This is a genomic window from Oricola sp. (assembly GCF_965230365.1).
Lineage (GTDB): Bacteria > Pseudomonadota > Alphaproteobacteria > Rhizobiales > Rhizobiaceae > Oricola.
This window is the reverse complement of sequence record NZ_OZ246003.1, coordinates 1,331,476-1,350,507: the sequence shown is the minus strand read 5'-3', so window position 1 is coordinate 1,350,507 and position 19,032 is coordinate 1,331,476. Positions and strand designations below refer to the sequence as shown.

Here is a 19,032-nt window from a genome sequence, read left to right as displayed (position 1 = left end):
CGCATCACCGGCCATTTCTTCCTACCGGATTTTCTGGGCCTCCCCGGCTGGCGATGTTCGCCACCGAAACCGGATTGTGCGGGGTTCTGCCGTGCCCGACCACGACCACACCTTCGCTTGACAGTGCAAGACAAGCATCGCACATGTTCCGTAAGGAAATATCTTCCTTTCCGGCAGATAAGCTTGCCAAGCAAAGTATTGACTGCCCTCAAAGGCTGACGAACTCGGCCTTCTGGAAACTACAGCACGATGACCGATGCAGAACGACCGGATACCTACGTGCCGATTTTCAGGCCGACACCGGTGTTCCTGTTCAGGCCGGCGCGCACATACAAATCATCGGATGGAAGTGTTCTGCGGCAGGCGAGTTCATGGATCGCATGGGCCGGGACATCGCGCTGGGTTTTGCTGCGCCGCACACTCGGTTGGCTGTATCGCTTTCCGTTTACCGTGATCGAGCAGATGCGCAGCCATGCGAGATCGACAAGGACAGCGCTTGGCCGCAGTCTCGCCGGGCAGCTCTGCGACATCGTTCGCGTCGCCGCACGCGCGAACGTTCAACCGTGTGATTACTACCGCTATGGTCTGGCCCGTTATCATGGCGGCACGGAGTTGAACGACTACGTCTCCTACCAGTTCTTTCTCGCGCCGGCCTACGCGGTAACCGGGCAACGTGTCGCCGCAGCGAACAGCAGGCAGGACTTCTGGAGCAAGCAGGATTTCGAACGGCACTGCCGGTCGCACGGTTTTCCATGCGCGCAAACCATCGCGGTCGTGACGCCGGACGGCGTGTCTGACATCTATGGCAAGCCTGTCCCAGCCTCATTGCCGCCAGGCGATCTCTTCACCAAACCCAATCGCGGAGCCCAGGGTTACGGCAGCGCGGTGTTCCGGTGGTTGGGCCCCGACAGCTATGACGACGGCAAGGGCGGAACGCTAACCGCCGCCGCCCTGTTCGAGCTGATCCGCAAATCCGCTGCGGGCGCCGGATGGCATGCGGGCAATCCGTCGAGGTTCGGCATTCCCTGCGATCAACCGGAAAGCATGGTCGTCCAATTGGCGTTGAAGAATTCAGCCTCAATGGCTTCCATGGTCGGCAATGCGTTTGCCACCTTGCGGATCATCACCCTGCGCGACGAGCATGACGATCCCGAGATCGTCTTTTGTGCGCTTCGCACCGGCGGCACCCCGGATGCCATCGTCGACAACTTCCATGGCAACGGCGTTGCCTTTCCGGTCGACATCGAAACTGGCCGTCTGCGGCAAGGCCGCATAATGAACTTCTTCGCCGATCCCCGGTTTTTTACGGTACACCCGGTTACCGGTACGCAAATCGACGGCTGGCGATTGCCGCAGTGGGACGAAGCAGCGCAACTCGCCCTCGACCTGCAAAAAAGCTATCCGGAACTGCTGCTGGCAGGATGGGATATCGGCATCACCCCTACCGGGCCCTGCGCAGTGGAGGTCAACGCTCCGCCTGGCACGCAGATCGTCCAGATGGAGCGCGGTTTTCTCGGCACACGGTTTTCGCGCCTGCTCGAGCACCACATCGCCAAATGGCTGGATGATCAGACAGGCTGACCGGCGGTTTGTCCTGACCCGCACCACCTTACGTCGCCGCCGATCCGCTGCGTTGCCCTCGGATCGAATGCACAGACCAGGAGCCGCGCCGGATCGACAGGTCCCGGCATCCGCACCTGTCCGGCCGGCACGGTCTTGAACCCGAAGGGCTCGTAGTAAGGCTTGTCGCCGACCAGCAGGATATAGGGCGCGCCGCTTGCATGTCCGGCATCGACCGCATTGCGCAAAAGCGCCTTGCCCACACCCTTGCCCTTCAGTTCCTCCATGACGGCCAGCGGCCCGAGCAGCAGCCCGCGACAGCCGGTCCCGGCGGTCTCGATCCAGGTCAGCCGCACCGAACCGACCAGCCGATCGCTCTCCGCCTCGACTGCGACGAAGGACAGCGCCGGGTCGTGCGATCCGGCTTCGCGCACCCGGAACGCGGCGCGCGCAAAACGGCCCGGTCCGAAGGCTTCGGCATGCAGGGTTTCGATGGCGGTGTCGTGGGCGCCCGTTTCGGGCACAATGGCAAAGGCAGTCATGTTGGCACCAGGCTGGATCGGCGAAGAAAACGGCGGAATTGGCGGGCGGCGGCGGGGCCGTCCCGGTTCATCGTCGGATCGCGATTGCCTTCAGTGCAGTGCTCATGCTCGCCGCCTAGCACCGCAAGCCCCTTCAGGTCCACATGTTTTTTTCGCCCGCTCGGCATACGCCAACGCCGCGGTGACGCATTGTTTAACGTTTGCGCTCCTGACGGCGCGCAGCCCGCGGACTAGATATCCGGCCAGCGAAACGAATGCGGACCGGACAGATACGGGAGCGGGAGCGCAACAATGGGTCTTTTGATCGACGGCGAATGGCACACGCGCTGGTACGACACCAAATCGAGCGGCGGACGTTTTGTGCGCCAGGATTCCGCATTCCGAAACTGGATCACGCCTGACGGCAGCGCCGGTCCGACCGGCGAAGGCGGTTTTGCGGCCGAGGCCGGCCGCTACCATCTTTACGTGTCGCACGCCTGCCCTTGGGCACATCGCACCATGATCTTCCGGCGACTGAAGAAGCTGGAAGACCTGATCACGGTCTCCGTTGTCGACCACTTCATGGGCGAGGATGGCTGGACATTCGAGCGCTCCGAGGGCGCCACCGGCGACACGCTGTTCAACTCGCGCTTCCTGCGCGAGATCTATGTGCGCGCCAAGGCGGATTATACCGGCCGTGTCACCGTGCCGATCCTCTGGGACAAGAAGCGTGAGACCATCGTTTCAAACGAGTCTTCGGAGATCATCCGCATGTTCAATTCGGCTTTTGACGGGCTGACCGGCGACAACGCGGATTTCTATCCCGCCGAACTGCGCGCCGCGATCGACGAGATCAACGCGCTCATCTACCCGAACATCAACAATGGCGTGTACCGCTCCGGCTTCGCCACCACCCAGGAAGCCTATGAGGAAGCCGTGCTCGACGTCTTCGAGACGCTCGACACGCTGGACGACCGCCTGTCGCGCCAGCGCTATCTCGTCGGAGACCGCCTGACCGAAGCCGACTGGCGACTGTTCACAACGCTGGTGCGCTTCGACCCGGTCTATGTCGGCCACTTCAAGTGCAACATCCGCCGCATCGCCGACTATCCGAACCTGTCGAACTATCTGCGCGACCTCTACCAGCATCCGGGCGTCGCTGGCACCGTCGACATGCACCACATCAAGGCCCACTACTACGCCAGTCACGAGACCATCAATCCGACACGGATTATCCCTGTCGGACCGGCTCTCGACCTCGACGCTCCGCACGACCGCGCCCGTTTCGCCGCCTACCAGTAGTGGTCGGCCGGCTCCAGCCCCTGGCACTCGCGAATCCGTCTCAGCGTTGATTTCGTCGTGTCTTCGGGCAACTGGTCGAGCGCGAAAAACGCCGCTGCGGCAATCTCCAGATCCCGTTCCTTTGGCTGCGTCTGCACGACATCGTCGCAGCGGAACACCACCACGTGGTCGCGTTTCGACATGCCCTGATTGAGATGGACGGACATCAACTCCGGTGTGCCGTCGAAGGCGGCATTCGCCTCCTCGCGCAATTCCTTGTGCAGCGCCTCATAGACCGATTCGCCACGGTCCACGCCACCGCCGGGCAAGTGCCACCCGCGAACATAGGTGTGCTTGACCAGCAGCACGCGCCCCTCGCCGTCAAAGGCGATCGCCCGAACGCCGAGCGTTTTCGGCCGCACCAGCAGAAACAGGAAGTTGATAAACTCGTTCCGCAGTCTTTTCCCAAGCCCCAAGTTCCGCTCCCTCGCTGTCTTCCGCGCGTCTCTACGGTTGTAATATCACCCGGTTGACTTACGAAAGGGCGATGTCGTTCCTGCTCGCCCACATCTCCGACGTTCATCTGGCGCCGCTTCCACCGGTCCATCTTGGCGAGTTATTCTCCAAGCGCATCACCGGCTACGTCAACTGGCAGCGCAACCGCGCCGGCGCGATGACCGGGGAAACGTTGTCGCGGCTGGTATCTGCAATGCTTGAGACCGGCCCGGATCACATCGCCGTCACCGGCGACCTGACCAACCTGTCGCTCGACGCGGAATTCGCCAATGCGGCGGACTGGCTGCGGCAGCTCGGTCGGCCGGCAGATGTCAGCGCCGTCCCCGGCAACCACGACGCCTACGTTCGCGGCGCGCTCGCCCGGGCCGTCTCGGCTTGGTCGGCCAATATGGCCGGAGATGACGGTGAGGCTGGCTTCCCCTATCTGCGCAGGCGCGGCGAAGTTGCGGTCATCGGCGTCAATTCCGCCGTCGCCACCCCGCCATTCATTGCCGCCGGCCTGTTCGGCACAGCGCAAGCGGCCCGCCTCGCCGAGATCCTCGACGAGACGGCAGCCCTTGGTCTCTACCGGGTCATGCTCATTCACCATCCGCCGGTCCGTAGCGCCATCGGACCGCGCAGCCGGCTCTATGGCATTCGCCGGTTCGAGCGCGTCATAGCCCGCCACGGTGCCGAACTGGTCCTGCACGGCCACACCCACCTGCCCCAGCGCCACATGCTGGATGGCGCACACGGCGGCCGGGTGCCAGTGATCGGTGTACCCGCCGGCTCCGCCGCGCCCGGGAACAGCCCGAGAGGCGCGGCCTTCAACCTGCTGCATGTTTCGGGCGGCCCCGGCGCGTGGACGTGCCGGCTTGAACAGCACGCGCTGGACGCAAGCGGGCAGGCAACAGCGATCACCGATCGCATGGAACTTGCTGTCTAAAGGATCGCGTCGCGATAGCGCCAGGCGATCGCTGCCCCGGCGATGACCACGACCGAGAAAAGCGCGATCCCATAATTGCTCTTCCGCCGGGCCTCCGGCTGCGCGGTTGCCGCCGGTTCGGTCTCGGCGACGAACGGCTGCTCAGGCGATGCGGCCGGTGCAGCCGCCTGTCGGTCCTTTCGTGTTCGGGCGTCGGCGAGGTTCCGCCGGCGCGGTGCCAGCCCGGCCAGCACTTCACTGTCCAGGTGCGCAAGCCGGTCGGCCGGCGGCGGAACCTCGCCGTCAGCCGTCTGACCCTGCAGGAGGCTGGTGTTTTCATGGCCGATGGCGCGACCGCTTGCCAACTCGCGCGCGGAGAACGTTTCGCCAGCAAGCACGAGTTCGCGTTCATGCACGCGCTCCGCGATATAGACCGTCACCCGGGCGGCGACCTGTACGCGGTCCGGCGTTTCCGCCAACACCACCCGGCCGAGCCGCGTATCGCGCACGAAACGGTAGGTCCTCCGGTCCCGGCCCATCGCCACATGCGCGGTCGCATCGATCCAGAAGCGCGGCTGCAATCCGCTGGAAATAGCGAAATCGAAGCGGTCATCTTCGACCGGAACCTCTTCGATGACATCGGCAAGTTCGTGGGCGAGCAGTTCGAGGCGCGCCCGGTCGGTCTCGCGCAATTCGACCACCACATCGGCCCGCTCCGCCGCGGCCAGCCGGATCTGGCGGATCGCCTCGCCCAGTGTGCCGGACGGTCCGGATGTCGTCTCTTTCGGTCCCTTACCCATCGTTACGCGCACACGTGAAGCCTGTTCATGCTTTGTAAACGACTATGACAAGCATTCGCGACTCTTTTTGGGCGCTTGCTGCGCCGGTCTCGTCGCTATGGCTCGGGGCCGTCAGGCAGTGGTGCCGGCTTCCCGTTTTGCCCGACCGATTGCCGCGGCCACCGCTTCGGGCGCTTGGGCCAGTAGCATGTGCCCCGCACCCGGCAATGCGGTCAGCCGGAACGCCTCCGGGCGGTTCTCCGACTGCTGGAACGGCACGATCGGATCGCCGGTGCCCCAGACGATTTCGACGGGACAACGCACGTTTTCAAGCATTGCGCGCGGGATCATGCCCTGAACCCCGCCCTTGAAAAGCCGCTCGCCAAGCAGGCGCTGCGCTTCCGCAAGCCGGGGGTCCCGCCGTTGCTCGACGGTACGCTGGATTATCGATACCGGCAGATCGAAGTCGGGTCCGGCCATCATCTGAATGGCCATGGCAAGTTCCGTTTCGCTTTGCGCCCCGCCCAACTTGTCCAGGATTTCCGCCCCGATTTCCGGACCGAAGCCGCCGGGCGCGACCAGCGTCAGCGACCGGACGCGCTCCGGCGCGCTCATGGCCATCAGACAGGCAATCGCCCCGCCCATCGAAAAGCCGCACAGGTGAAATGTTTCGACGCCGGTGTTCTTCAACGCGGTAAGGATCGCTTCGCTGGCGGCCTTGGGATGTCCGGGAACCGTACAATCGCGCGAACCGCCATGCGCCGGCAGGTCGAACGCGAGGATACGGCCGGACGAAGCGAGCCTGTCAGCGACCGCGATATAGTCCTCGGCCTGGCCGGCGAAGCCATGCAGCAACACGATCGGCGTCTCGTCGCCAATCGCATCGGAGCCGGTTTGTGCCCCGCCGCTCTCCTTCCAGCACAGCTTGGTGTCCGGATCGATATGTTGTGTGCTCCACATGCGGCAATGGAGCCTCAGATTGCCGCCGATTTCAAGGCTTCGGCAAGCTTGGCCGCCGCTTCCGGCGGCATCGAACGCTGGTAGAATTCGTACGCATTGCTCATGAAGTCGGTATGCTCGTTCGAGTTGAGCGACCTGGCCAGCGCAGTGCGGCGCTTCTCGTTTCCGTCCACGTCGGCGGCAATCAGCCGGGCAGCGATGAATTCCGGCTCCTCGTAACCGGCCAATGCCGCGGCCGCCCGCCCGAACGAGTCGGTACGACCGGTCTGGAAAGCCGCGACGAAATAGGCGTGATCGAGCCAGGGCCGATGGGCGGGCAGCGCGCGCACGGCCCGGTCGAGCAGCAGATAGGCATCGGCGAAACGGCCGGCGCGGTTGAGCGAAACACCGTAAACGCCGGCAATTGTCAGGTCGAACGGGTTAAGCGCGTGCGCCTCGGCGAATTGGCCGAGCGCGACAGACTGCTCGCCGGAGGCGTCAAACGCCATCGCCATGGCCAGATGCCCGACAGACGAACCGGGATCGAGTTCGATTGATACCCGTGCCGCCGCCAGCGCGTCCCGGGGGGTCGCGTCTGCCGGATAAGCGTAACCTTCGCGCAGCTTGTGGACTGTCAGGATACCGATCGAGGCATGCGACAGAGACGATTCCAGTCCGCCTTCGATCAGCCGCTCATGACATCGGATAGCGCGCAGGTGCCGGGCTTCGGTCGGGCGCGAGAGATACGCTCGCGTGCTGACGACACAGTTTGTCAGCGGATTGAGGTTGGCCTCGGAAATCAGGTGGCCGTAAAGCGCGCCGCTGGAAGGCAGGATCTTCATCAACTGGCCGCTCAGCTGGGTGGCAAAGTCGGGTTCGCTGGTATCGGCAGTGACCGTGCCCGTCGTCACCAGCACGCCGGTTTCCGCATCGACGAAGCGCAGCACCGTGTCGCCGTCGCGCATGACGACATTCAGAAGAAATCCAGGCGTCTCTGCATGATCAGCAACATCTTCCCCATGGATAATCTCTATGGTTTCGAAGCGGCCGACCGCATCCTCGATTTGCGTGATGTCGATCTCATCGTCATCGGCCGTAACCATCACCCAGGGCATGAACCGGCTGGCGGGCACGCCATCGAACAAGGCGACCTGTGTTTCGTCATGCGGGTGAGTGTGATCCGGATCACCCGGACGGAATATCATCGACTGCACGATCATGCCGATCATAAGCGCAAAGACAGCCGCCAATCCGAACCAGGAATAGCGAATATTGCGAATGATTTGGACGAGATGCTCGTGGTTCGCGGGCGGCACCGCATCCGCTGGTTCCCGCGAACGCTGAACCTCAGCGGCTGCCGCCGGCGAGTGCGGTTCGGTCGGTTCTTCTGCGGTTTGCGGGCGCTTCGCCCCGGTATATTTGTAGCTCGGCACATAGCCGCCGCGCGGCACGTCGATGCGCACCGGGTCGTGTGCACCTTCGCCGGCATAATAGGTATCCAGAAGCTCGCGCAGCCGTCCGGCCTGCACCCGCACCACCGAGGCCGTGGAAGCATCGAAATCCTCGGCGCGGTCGAAAACGTCGAGCGCGATGGCAAACCCTTTGAGCCTGTCGCTTTCGCCCGCCAAATCGCGTGACACGAGATATCGTAGGAGTTCGCGCGATCGTTCCGATCGTGCGAACGTCTCGCTCGCAAGTATTGATTCCAGCCCGGCGCCCACATCCGCCGGATCGACCCTTTTCATTCTTGCCTCGCCTCCAATCGGTATCGCAGGTGCTCGGCAGATCGGGGTATCCCGATGTTACATGTAGAGTTTAGAACATGTAACATCGGTCGGGAACACGCCGGCACTGCAATGCTGGCGTGTCGTTCATGCCCGGTGATCATCAATGAATCAGTGGCCGATCTTGCGGTTTACCGCCGAAAGGATAGCCTCCAGCGAGGCCGCCACGATGTTCTTCTTGATCGCCGCGCCATACACCCGCTCGCCGTTGAACTCGATCTCCATGTAACAAATTGCTGCCGCATCGGAGCCGCGCTGCAGCGAGTGCTCCGAATAGTCGACCACCGAAATCTTGCTATCCAGGTAACGCGCAAGGGCGTCGACAAAGCCGTCGACCGGTCCGGTTCCAAGGCCCTGGATCGTCCGCGGCTCGTTGCCGTCGACGATCTCGGCTTCGACGAGTCGCTGCTCATCGCCGTCCTGCGCCACGCTGCGATGCGTGATGAAACGCAGGCGCGGGTTCGCGATGTCGACATAGGTCGACAGGAACTCGCTATGGATCCGTTCCGAGGACAGCTCGCGCCCCTCCTTGTCGGTTATGCCCTGGATCACGTCGCGGAATTCCACCTGGAGGTTCCGCGGCAGGTTCAATCCGTGATCGGCTTCCATGATGTACGCAATTCCGCCCTTGCCGGATTGCGAGTTGATGCGAATTATCGCTTCGTAACTGCGGCCCACATCTTCCGGGTCGATCGGCAGGTAGGGCACCTCCCACATGGGCTCGCCGCTTTCGCCGGCCGCCTTCATGCCCTTGTTGATCGCGTCCTGGTGCGAGCCGGAAAACGCCGTGTAGACCAGTTCGCCGACATAGGGGTGGCGTTCGGGAATGGCGAGCTGGTTGCAATGCTCGTAGACGTCGCGGATGCGGTTGATGTCGTGCACGTCGAGTTCGGGGTCCAGCCCCTGCGTGAACATGTTCAAGGCCAGCGTCACGAGATCGACATTGCCGGTCCGTTCGCCATTGCCGAACAGCGTGCCCTCCACCCGGTCGGCGCCGGCCATCAGGCCGAGTTCCGTCGCCGCGATGCCGGTGCCCCGGTCGTTGTGCGGGTGCAGCGAGACGATCAGGTTCTCGCGATTGTCGAGATTGCGGCACATCCACTCGATCTGGTCGGCATGGATGTTCGGCGTCGACATCTCCACGGTCGCCGGCAGGTTGATGATCAGCTTGTTGTCGGGCGTCGGCTTGACGATCTCGGCGACCGCGTTGCAGATATCCAGCGCCACCGGCAGTTCGGTGCCGGTGAAACTCTCCGGCGAGTACTGGAAGCGGAACCCCGGATGACCCGATTCCTTCGCGGCCTTCGCTGCCATGTCGGTGATCATCTTGGCCGCGTCGGTGGCGATTTGCCTGATGCCTGCGACATCCTTGCCGAACACCACCCGGCGCTGCAGCTCCGACGTCGAGTTGTAGAAATGCACGATCGGCTTGTGGGCGTCCGCGAGCGCCTCGAAGGTCCGGGTGATCAGTTCAGGCCGGCACTGCACCAGCACCTGCAGCGACACGTCCTCGGGCACCGCGCCTTGCTCGACACACCAGCGCGCGAAGTCGAAGTCGGTCTGCGAGGCCGAGGGAAAGCCGATCTCGATTTCCTTGAAACCCATGTCGAGCAGGAGCCGGAACATCCGCGTCTTGCGCTCGTGGCCCATCGGGTCGACCAGCGCCTGGTTGCCGTCGCGCAGGTCGACGGAACACCAGATCGGCGCCTTGGTGATCGTCTTCGACGGCCATGTCCGGTCGGCGAGATCGACTTGCGGATAGGGGCGGTATTTCTCGGCTGCTTCCGGCATGCCGCGCGCGGCGTCCGCTTGGCTTTGAACGGTCATTTTGTTGTCTCTTGTCGTTCGCGCCGGCCTGCCTTGTCATCTGGCGAGGCGACGCGGCCCTCTTAGGGTCAATTCATCGGTCATGTAAAGCTTTGTCGGGAGCTATTGGCCTAAAGGCGGAACCGGCCGCCGGGCGCTCCTCAAAGGACCCGGCAACCGCGGATAAGGCCAAGCAGCAGCAGTGCTGGCGAGGAAAGACGCTCGGCAAACGCGCGCGTTGACGCAGCGGCCAAAACGGCTACCGGCGTGAAAATCTCATCTGCGCGCGCGAGTGTCATGGACGCAAGGGATACAGGGAGGGGAAGGGGCGGGTCAAGTGGGGGATAACAAGACACCGCGCGCCAACGAAGCTTGATCCCTTCACCAAACGGAAACTATCCTTGCAGATGTAATAACTCATAAATCAAAGATGAAGTGCGCTGAGAGGATGAAATGAGACCTAGCTATCTGAAGCAGGGAGAACCAGCTCGCCTCTTTCCTGTGTTGGCAACAACATCTAAAGAGGGCAGAACAACATCAATTCTCTTGGCATGCATGCGCAGAGTTGATGAGTTCGGTCACGATCTACTCGCAACTATCGGGCAACGAGTGGGCAAACGCGCTTCCGTAGAATGCTTTACCGAGATTGTATTCTCAAACCAAAGCTCGGATAGGAACGACCGTCCGGATGGTCTCATTGTCCTATCTACTGGACAAAAGGTCTGGTCCGCGTTGATCGAGGCAAAAGTCGGGCTGTCACAACTCGATGCGGAGCAAATCGAACGCTACCGGCAAGCCGCAAAAGAAAACAAGGTTGATTGCGTTATCACAATCTCGAACCAATTTGCGACGCGCCCCGAACATCACCCATTGGTAGAGGTTAGAAAAAGCCGCTCCAAAATCCCGGTTTTTCATTGGTCTTGGATGTCGATCCTCACTACGGCTGATCTCCTTCTAAATACGGGAGCGATCCAAGATAATGACCAAACGCTGTTACTCGAGGAATTTCACAGATTCCTGACACACGAAAGCGCCGGAGTGAAAAGCTTCGATCGAATGCCGCCAGAATGGAACGAACTAAACAAACACGTCAGTGCTGACGGCAAGATATCGGCAAAGTCGGATGAAGCTTATGCTGTTCTTGGTGCATGGCATCAGGAAACCAGAGACTTAACACTGGTTTTGAGCCGGCAAACTGAGACCGTCGTAACTGAAAGACTCGCTCGTAGGTATCGAAACAATCCCCCGGCGCGTCTCAAAGATGACTTTGCCGAACTCCGAGACAACTATCGCCTAACTGCCTCGCTCGATATTCCTAACGCCGCTGCCCCATTGGAGATCACGGCTGACCTAAACAAGCGAACTGTTAATGTGGGGATGACGTTACGCGCACCCGAAGACCGCAAATCATCGAGAGCGCGGGTAAACTGGTTGTTGAAGCAAGTTAAGGGGGAACCGCCGGAAGGCCTGCAAGTTAGGCTAAACTGGCCCGGTCGAAGTGAGGCGACCCAGTTCTCGTTTAACAGCTTGAAAGAAGACAGCTCCATCGTTGAGAAAGACAAGGAATCGCTACAGGTCTTGGGCTTTCACATTTACATTAGTCGAAGATTGGGTGGCCGCTTCGTCCAGCAAGCGAACTTTATTTCCGATCTAGAAGACATTGTGCCTGAGTTCTACAGAGAGATAGGTCAGAACCTCTCAGCATGGCGCAAAAGCCCGCCAAAAATAAAAGATGAGCAGAGCGAACAAGCGCCGGAAAACGTGAACGAAGAAGACAATTTGGTAGACGAAGTGAGTTCGTAGACCTGTCGGCCTCCCCGTCCATCCGCTATCATTTCGTTAGGGCTTCGAAGGGGAAACCTAACGGTGAAGCAATCGCTTGTTTCGGCGCCCCGTATCACGCGATGTAGCAACCAGACTGAGTCTGCAGCGATCCACTTTCCATTAGGCTCCCTTTGCCTCGATTTCGAACCTCTCTGACATTCCCAACAATCACAGCCTCTTAACCTCCCAGCCTCGAAAAGCTCATCCACCGCTCCAAAACCTCCCTCACCATCACACTCGCCCTCTCAGGGAAGTCTGGATGCGCACCGGCTGATGGAGAGAGGGATGGTGCCCGGTTGTTCGCGCAGAGGTGCGTTGCTGGGTGATGAACCCCCACGGCAGGGCGGCATGAAGCGGCGCACCTATCTCCCCCCTTGCGGGGGAGAAAGCGATTTCAACATCTTAGCGCCAGCTAAGTGTTAGAAATCGCAAGAGAGGGGCAATGCGCCGAGGTCTGAGACCCTGGTGTTTTCTTCAACATCGCGAGCCCCTCTCTGGCAAAAACCAAGGACTTGGCTTCGCCAAGCCCAGGTTTTTGCTTTCTCTCCCGCACGGGGAGAGATAGATCCCGCGCCCGTTGCATGAGTTTTTCGCGCATTTTCGCGTTTCTCTAACGAATTCAATCGCATGGGCCGCGCGCGCCTTAAAACTTATGCACCGCTCCCGAACCTCCCTTACCATCACACTCGCCCTCTCACGGAAGTCTGTCGTGCACACCGGCTGATGGAGAGAGGGACGGTGCCCGGTTGGTGACACAGAGGTGTGTTGCTGGGTGATGAACCCCCAAGCCGGGGCGGCATGAAGCGGCGCGCGCAGTCTTGTTTTCCCGGACCTGGTTCCGGGCCGCCGACCGAAGCTGCAAGACCACCGAGCGGGCGGTCCGAGGATCGCTATACTTCTAAGACGTTGCGATGCTTTGACCGCCCGTCTTCCATGTCTCTACAATCCGGTCTCGGAAACGGGGCGCGGCTGCGATGGCGTGCGCCCGATGGAGATGACGCGCTACCTCTCGCCCCTGGTGGGAGAGAAAGCGATTTCAGCGCCTTAGCCGCAGGCTAAGTGCTAGAAATCGCAAGAGAGGGGGTGGTGCAGGGGACGCAAGGCGGAGAGGGGGCCTTCGAAGTCCCCCCTCACCCAACTTCGGCTAGTTCGCTTCGCTCACAAGCCTTCGTATCCCTCTCCCCGGTGGGGCGAGGACGAACCTGCCTCGATGACACGCGCCTCTCCCTCTCGGCGGGGGAGATAGGGGCCCGCCAGCGACGGTCCGCAGGACGGGTCGAGACCCGTGGCTCGACCCCAAAGCGAGGAGCTTAAGGGTGGGACAAAGACCCCCCTCACGCCGCTGCACCCTTGTCGCCGCGTTTCGCGCCGGCGGCCAGATGCGCCACCACATTCTCGATCATCCGCATGCCGGCATTGCCGCCGAGCGTCATGATCGATTCCGGGTGGAACTGCACGGCTGCCACCGGCTCGCTCCGGTGCTCGATGCCCATCACCACGCCGTCCTCGGTTTCCGCCGTCACAGTGAATTCGTCGGGCAGCCGCGACGGGTCGGCGAAGATCGAGTGGTAGCGGCCGACGGTGATTTCGCGCGGCAGGCCGGAAAACACGCTTCCGGGATGGTTGATGCGGATGCGCGACGGCTTGCCATGCATCGGCAGGCCGAGCTGGCGCAGGCTGCCGCCATAGGCTTCCGTCAGCGCCTGCAGGCCGAGGCAGACACCGAACACCGGCAGGTCGCGGTCGCGCGCCTTGCGGATCGTCGCCTTGCAGTCGAAGTCCGACGGCATGCCCGGCCCGGGCGACAGCACCACCAGGTCGGGCGCATAGTCGTCGAGCAGGCTTTCGGCGACCGGCGAGCGCACCGTGCGCACCTCCGCGCCGGTCTGGCGGAAATAGTTGGCGAGCGTGTGGACGAAACTGTCCTCGTGGTCGACCAGCAGGATCTTCGTATCGGCGCCCACCTTCGCCGCCTCGCGTCCGCCGGCGGGATCGTTGCCCTTGCCGGTGTCGCGGATCGCCGACAGCATCGCCGATGCCTTCAGTTCGGTTTCGGCCTCTTCTTCGGCCGGGTCGGAATCGAACAAAAGCGTTGCCCCGGCGCGCACCGAGGCGATCCCGTCGCGCACATGGATGGTGCGAAGCGTCAGCCCGGTGTTCATGTCGCCGTCGAATTTCACCATGCCGATCGCCCCGCCATACCAGGCGCGCGGGCTGCGCTCGTGTTCCTCGATGAAGCGCATCGCCCACAGTTTCGGCGCGCCGGTCACCGTCACCGCCCAGGCGTGGGAGAGGAACCCGTCAAACGCGTCCATGCCGTCGCGCAGCCGGCCTTCCACATGGTCGACCGTGTGGATCAGCCGCGAATACATCTCGATCTGGCGGCGGCCGATCACCTTGACCGTGCCCGGCTCGCACACCCGGCTCTTGTCGTTGCGGTCGACATCCGAACACATGGTCAGCTCGGATTCGTCCTTCTTGGAATTCAGCAGCTTGAGGATCTGCTCGGAATCCGAGATCGCGTCCTCGCCGCGCCGGATCGTGCCGGAAATCGGGCAGGTCTCGATGCGCCGGCCGGTCACCCGCACGAACATCTCCGGCGATGCGCCGATCAGGAACTCGTTGCGGGTCAGGTTCATGAAGAACGAGTACGGCGCAGGGTTGGTCGCCTTCAGCCGCCGCGAGATTGCCGACGGCGTCGTCTCGCAGCGCTCGTTGAAGATCTGGCCGGGCACCACCTCGAACAGGTCACCGCGCGCGAAGCTCTGTTTCGCCTTCTCCACCAGCCTGGCGTACTCGCCTGGCTGATGGTCGCCGCGCGGCGGTACATGATCGGCCGGCTGGAACGGATGCGCAGGGCCCTCGCCCGCAATGCCTGCGGTCGAAACCTCGCCATCGTCGAACTCGTAGCGGTCGATCCAGGCGCGCGCGGCGTGGTTGTCGACAACCAGGATTTCGTCTGGAAAGAACAGCGCCAGGTCGCGCTGCGCCGTATCGCGCTGCAGTTTGCGTTCCACGGGATCGAACTGGAAGGCGATGTCGTAGCCGAACGCGCCGAACAGCGCGAGATCGCTGTCGTCGGGCGCATGGAAGTGGTCGGTGATCGCCCTGAGCGCCGAAAACACGCTTGCCGCCCTTGTCCGCTCTTCTTCCAGCGTGACTTCCGCCGCCTCGGCGATCTGCACCGTCAGCAGCCGCTCGCTGCGCTTGACACCGGCGACATGCTCGGCGCCGGCAAGCGCCTTTTCGATCATCGCCAGCATCGGCACGCCGCGGTCGTTCAGCGCCTCGATCGTCATGTCGCGGCGGTGCGAGGAGATCAGCACCGGCGGATCGACAATCGCCGTGTCCCAGCGCGTGTAGCGGCCGGGATATTCGTAGTTAGACGACAGGATGACCCCCGGCCTGGTATCCAGCCGGTCGGTATAGTCGGAGATCGCGTTTCTGTAGTCGGCGTCACGGCGATAGCGGCGCACGGTCACGCCGCCGCGCGTCACATAGGTCAGGTCGGGCTCGCCGGTTGTCGTCTTGCTCTCGGTGTCCATGCTCTTTCCCTTGCCGGGGCCCGGACAGCAAAAAACCGCCAAGGCCCGTTTGCTCCTGGCGGTTTCGGATTTTCGCGCGCGCGTGACCGTGTACCGCCTGTTAGCGGGTCCACCACCACTTCGTCTGTGCGCGCAGCGTGTTCATCGGTCGCATTCCTAATCCGCGATGCCGCATGGTGCAATCCCAAATTTCACCGCTTGCCGTTTGACCACCGTCAAAGCGGCCCGCCAGCCGCTCCGCTAGCAGTCCGAGACGGCGGAACGACAAGAACACAGATCGTTTGAAGGTGGATTGAGCAGATGCACGACGATCACCGCGACGGGACTGGCGGAGGGCCGGAAATGGCCCCGCCGTCAACCGACTGCATCGAGGCATGCCGCGCCGAACTGGCCGAAAAAACAGCCGAGATCGACGCCGAGTACCGGCGTATTCTCGCTGATTGGCTGCCGCACATGGAGCGCGCTGCATTCCGGGGCGGGGCGGAAAACCTTGCCTATTACCTTGCGGCCCGCCAGTACGATCTCACCGGTTTGCAAGGCGATCTCGCAGCCCTTGGCCTGTCATCGCTCGGCCGCTCGGAATCGCACCCGCGCCAGTCGCTGGAGATGGTCGGCGCGGCGCTCGACCGGATGACTGGCCATGCGTGCAAATGGCCGGACGCCGGTCGAATGGCTGCAGGCATCGAATTCATCACCGCCGAGCAGGACCGCTTCTTCGGCGACTATCCGGGCGGGCGCAGCACCCGGATCATGGTCACCATGCCGGAACAGGGCGCCCGCGACGCAGCCTATGTCGAGCGGTTGGTCGCTGCCGGCGCGAGCTGCTTCAGGATCAACTGCGCCCATGACGGCCCGGAGGTGTGGTCGGCGATGATCGCAAACATCGCCGCCGCGGCCGGCAAGGCGGACCGGCGCTGCCCCGTCCTGATGGATGTCGCCGGACCGAAATGCCGGATCGAAAGCATCGACAACGCCAATGCGAGGCGACTGCATCGCGGCGACCGTTTTCGCCTTTCCGCCGACAACACGGTGGCCGGCGACGACATGCCCGCCTTCTCCATCAGCTTTCCGCATGTGGTCGCCAAGCTCAATCCCGGTGCACTGGTCTGGATCGACGACGGCAAGATCGGCGGCCGGGTCATGGACAACACCGCTGACGGCGCGATCCTCGAGGTCATCGTGGCCCGCGACAAGGGCGAGAAGCTGAAGCTGGAGAAAGGCGTCAACTTCCCGAGCGTCGATCTGGAAATCGATCCGCTGACCGCCAAGGACCGCGTCGACATGGAGTTCGTTGCAAGACACGCCGATCTCGTCGGCTGCTCCTTTGTGCAGCGGCCAGAGGACATAAGGCTGATCACCGCCGAACTCGCCCGCCATCGCGGCGGCCGGCCCCGCCAACCGCTGCTGCTGAAGATCGAGACCAGCCTTGCCGTGCGCAATCTGCCACGGCTGATTGTCGAGGCCGGATCGCATCAGCCCGTCGCCGTGATGATCGCGCGTGGCGATCTCGCCATGGAGGTCGGCACCGAACGCCTGTCGGAAGTGCAGGAAGAGATTCTCTGGCTGTGCGAGGCAGCCCACATCCCCGCGGTCTGGGCGACGCAGGTCTTGCAGACCTTGCTGAAGACCGGTGCGCCGTCGCGCGCCGAAGTCACCGACGCCGCGATGGGCCAGCGCGCCGAATGCGTGATGCTGAACAAGGGTCCTTATGTCGAGAAGACGATCGCGTTTCTCGCCGGCATCCTGCGCCGGATGGACCGCCACCAGTTCAAGAAGACGGCCCGATTGTCGGCGCTGACCTCCTGGCGCGGGCCGCAACCCATTGAGTGATGGCCGGCGCGCTCGGCACCGGCCGCACGCTGGTTAGAACAAGCCTTCGACGAAGCCTTCGTCGTTGATGCGGATCGTCTCGGAGGCCGGTTTGCGCGGCAGGCCCGGCATGGTCATGATCTCACCGCAGATCACCACGATGAAGCCCGCGCCCGCCGAAAGCCGCACTTCGCGGATCGGCACCGTGTGGCCGGTCGGCGCGCCGCGCAGGTTCGGGTCGGTCGAGAAGGAGTACTGCGTCTTGGCCATGCAGATCGGGAACTCGCGGTAGCCCGCATCTTCCCACTCGCGCAGCTGTGCCCGCACCTTCTTTTCGGCGATCACCTCATCGGCATGGTAGATGCGCTTGGCGATGGTCTCGATCTTGTGGAACAGGTCCATGTCGTCGGGATAGAGCGGCGCGAAATTGTCAACGCCGCTTTCGGCCAGCTCGACAACCTTGTGGGCAAGATCCTCGATCCCCTCCGATCCGTGCGCCCAGTGCTTGCACAGAAAGGCCTCGGTGCCCTGCTCGGCGACATACTCCTTCACCGCCTCGATCTCGGCATCGGTGTCGGACACGAAGTGGTTGATCGCCACGACGACCGGAACACCGAAGCTCTTCACGTTGGCGATGTGGCGGCCGAGGTTCGGGCAACCGTCACGCACCGCATCGACGTTCTCCGCGCCGAGGTCGGCCTTGGCGACGCCGCCATTCATCTTGATGGCGCGCACGGTAGCGACCAGCACCACCGCCGATGGCGAGAGGCCAGCCTTGCGGCATTTGATGTTCATGAATTTCTCGGCGCCCAGATCGGCACCGAAACCGGCCTCGGTGACGACGAAATCGGCGAGTTTCAGCGCGGTCGTGGTCGCGACCACCGAGTTGCAGCCATGCGCGATATTGGCGAACGGGCCGCCATGCACGAAGGCGGGGTTGTTTTCCAGTGTCTGCACGATGTTCGGCTGCATCGCGTCCTTGAGCAGCACCGTCATCGCGCCATCGGCCTTGATGTCGCGGCAGTAGATCGGCGACTTGTCGCGGCGATAGGCGACAACGATGTTGCCGAGGCGCTTCTGCAGGTCGTTGAGATCCTTGGCCAGACACAGGATCGCCATCACCTCGGAGGCGACCGTGATGTCGAAGCCGGTCTGGCGCGGGAAACCGTTGGCAACACCGCCCAGCGACACGACCATGTCACGCAGCGCGCGGTCGTTCATGTCCATGACGCGGCGCCATGCGACCCGGCGCTCGTCGATGCCCAGCTCGTTGCCCCAGTAGATGTGATTGTCGATCATCGCCGACAGCAGGTTGTGGGCGCTGGTGATGGCATGGAAGTCGCCAGTGAAATGGAGGTTCATCTCCTCCATCGGTACGACCTGCGCGTAACCGCCGCCGGCCGCGCCGCCCTTCATGCCGAAATTCGGGCCGAGAGACGCTTCGCGAATGCAGATCGCGGCATTCTTGCCGATCCGGTTGAGGCCGTCTCCGAGACCGACAGTGGTCGTCGTCTTGCCTTCGCCGGCCGGCGTCGGGTTGATCGCCGTGACCAGGATCAGCTTGCCATCGTCGCGGTCCTGCACCGACTTGATGAAGTCGGCGGAAACCTTGGCCTTGTCATGGCCGTAAGGCAGCAGATGCTCGGCTGCGATGCCGAGCTTGCCGCCGATCTCCTGTATCGGTTTCTTGGATGCCGCGCGCGCGATTTCGATATCGGATTTGTATTCGGCCATGATGCTCTCCGCTTGATGCCGCCGGCAGCG

13 protein-coding genes are annotated in these 19,032 nt (G+C 62.6%); 5 read left to right on the top strand and 8 right to left on the bottom strand.

The genetic code is table 11. The features are described 5' to 3' along the window. The first annotated feature begins 249 nt into the window (after positions 1–249). Complete coding sequence (locus ACO06R_RS06515; RefSeq protein ID WP_421857522.1) at positions 250–1,581, top strand: sugar-transfer associated ATP-grasp domain-containing protein; 1,332 nt, start codon at positions 250–252, stop codon at positions 1,579–1,581. Here ACO06R_RS06515 and ACO06R_RS06510 read toward each other — a convergent pair. Further along, positions 1,569–2,102 carry a GNAT family N-acetyltransferase gene (locus ACO06R_RS06510; protein ID WP_421857520.1) on the bottom strand — a complete coding sequence of 178 codons (534 nt, stop codon included), beginning with the start codon at positions 2,100–2,102 and terminating at the stop codon, positions 1,569–1,571. The two genes, ACO06R_RS06515 and ACO06R_RS06510, sit on opposite strands and share 13 nt — an antisense overlap. A gap of 291 nt (positions 2,103–2,393) precedes the next feature. On the opposite strand from ACO06R_RS06510, the gene ACO06R_RS06505 reads away from it, so the two are divergent. After that, entirely contained in the window at positions 2,394–3,383 is a 990-nt protein-coding gene (locus ACO06R_RS06505; RefSeq protein ID WP_421857518.1) for a glutathione S-transferase family protein, read from the top strand. On the opposite strand, the gene ACO06R_RS06500 is transcribed toward ACO06R_RS06505, so the two are convergent. Then, positions 3,374–3,838, bottom strand: coding sequence for an NUDIX domain-containing protein (locus ACO06R_RS06500; RefSeq protein WP_421857516.1), 465 nt, complete (start codon positions 3,836–3,838; stop codon positions 3,374–3,376). The two genes, ACO06R_RS06505 and ACO06R_RS06500, sit on opposite strands and share 10 nt — an antisense overlap. 71 nt (positions 3,839–3,909) lie before the next feature. Here ACO06R_RS06500 and ACO06R_RS06495 point away from each other — a divergent pair, with 71 nt between their 5' ends. After that, positions 3,910–4,803: a metallophosphoesterase family protein gene (locus ACO06R_RS06495; protein ID WP_421857514.1), complete on the top strand. Its 894-nt coding sequence runs from the start codon at positions 3,910–3,912 to the stop codon at positions 4,801–4,803. Here ACO06R_RS06495 and ACO06R_RS06490 read toward each other — a convergent pair. From ACO06R_RS06490 to leuA, 4 genes are all read right to left on the bottom strand, one after another. After that, positions 4,800–5,582, bottom strand: coding sequence for a hypothetical protein (locus tag ACO06R_RS06490; protein ID WP_421857512.1), 783 nt, complete (start codon positions 5,580–5,582; stop codon positions 4,800–4,802). The genes ACO06R_RS06495 and ACO06R_RS06490 overlap by 4 nt on opposite strands. Positions 5,583–5,693: 111 nt before the next feature. After that, a complete protein-coding gene (locus tag ACO06R_RS06485) occupies positions 5,694–6,521 on the bottom strand; it encodes an alpha/beta fold hydrolase (RefSeq protein WP_421857510.1) in 828 nt (275 codons plus the stop codon). Between the two features lie 14 nt (positions 6,522–6,535). After that, complete coding sequence (locus ACO06R_RS06480; protein ID WP_421857508.1) at positions 6,536–8,140, bottom strand: tetratricopeptide repeat protein; 1,605 nt, start codon at positions 8,138–8,140, stop codon at positions 6,536–6,538. A 255-nt stretch (positions 8,141–8,395) separates the two neighbouring features. After that, positions 8,396–10,111, bottom strand: a complete 1,716-nt coding sequence (gene leuA / locus ACO06R_RS06475; RefSeq protein WP_421857506.1) for a 2-isopropylmalate synthase — start codon at positions 10,109–10,111, stop codon at positions 8,396–8,398. A 432-nt stretch (positions 10,112–10,543) separates the two neighbouring features. On the opposite strand from leuA, the gene ACO06R_RS06470 reads away from it, so the two are divergent. Further along, a complete protein-coding gene (locus ACO06R_RS06470) occupies positions 10,544–11,893 on the top strand; it encodes a hypothetical protein (protein ID WP_421857504.1) in 1,350 nt (449 codons plus the stop codon). 1,355 nt (positions 11,894–13,248) lie between these two features. On the opposite strand, the gene ACO06R_RS06465 is transcribed toward ACO06R_RS06470, so the two are convergent. After that, positions 13,249–15,459 (bottom strand): anthranilate synthase, encoded by a 2,211-nt coding sequence (locus ACO06R_RS06465; protein ID WP_421857502.1) that lies wholly within the window; start codon positions 15,457–15,459, stop codon positions 13,249–13,251. 300 nt (positions 15,460–15,759) lie between these two features. On the opposite strand from ACO06R_RS06465, the gene ACO06R_RS06460 reads away from it, so the two are divergent. After that, complete coding sequence (locus ACO06R_RS06460; RefSeq protein ID WP_421857500.1) at positions 15,760–17,289, top strand: pyruvate kinase; 1,530 nt, start codon at positions 15,760–15,762, stop codon at positions 17,287–17,289. A 33-nt stretch (positions 17,290–17,322) separates the two neighbouring features. Here the strand turns inward: ACO06R_RS06460 and ACO06R_RS06455 are convergent, their stop codons facing one another. Further along, a complete protein-coding gene (locus ACO06R_RS06455) occupies positions 17,323–19,002 on the bottom strand; it encodes a formate--tetrahydrofolate ligase (protein WP_421857498.1) in 1,680 nt (559 codons plus the stop codon). Between the last annotated feature and the right edge of the window lie 30 nt (positions 19,003–19,032).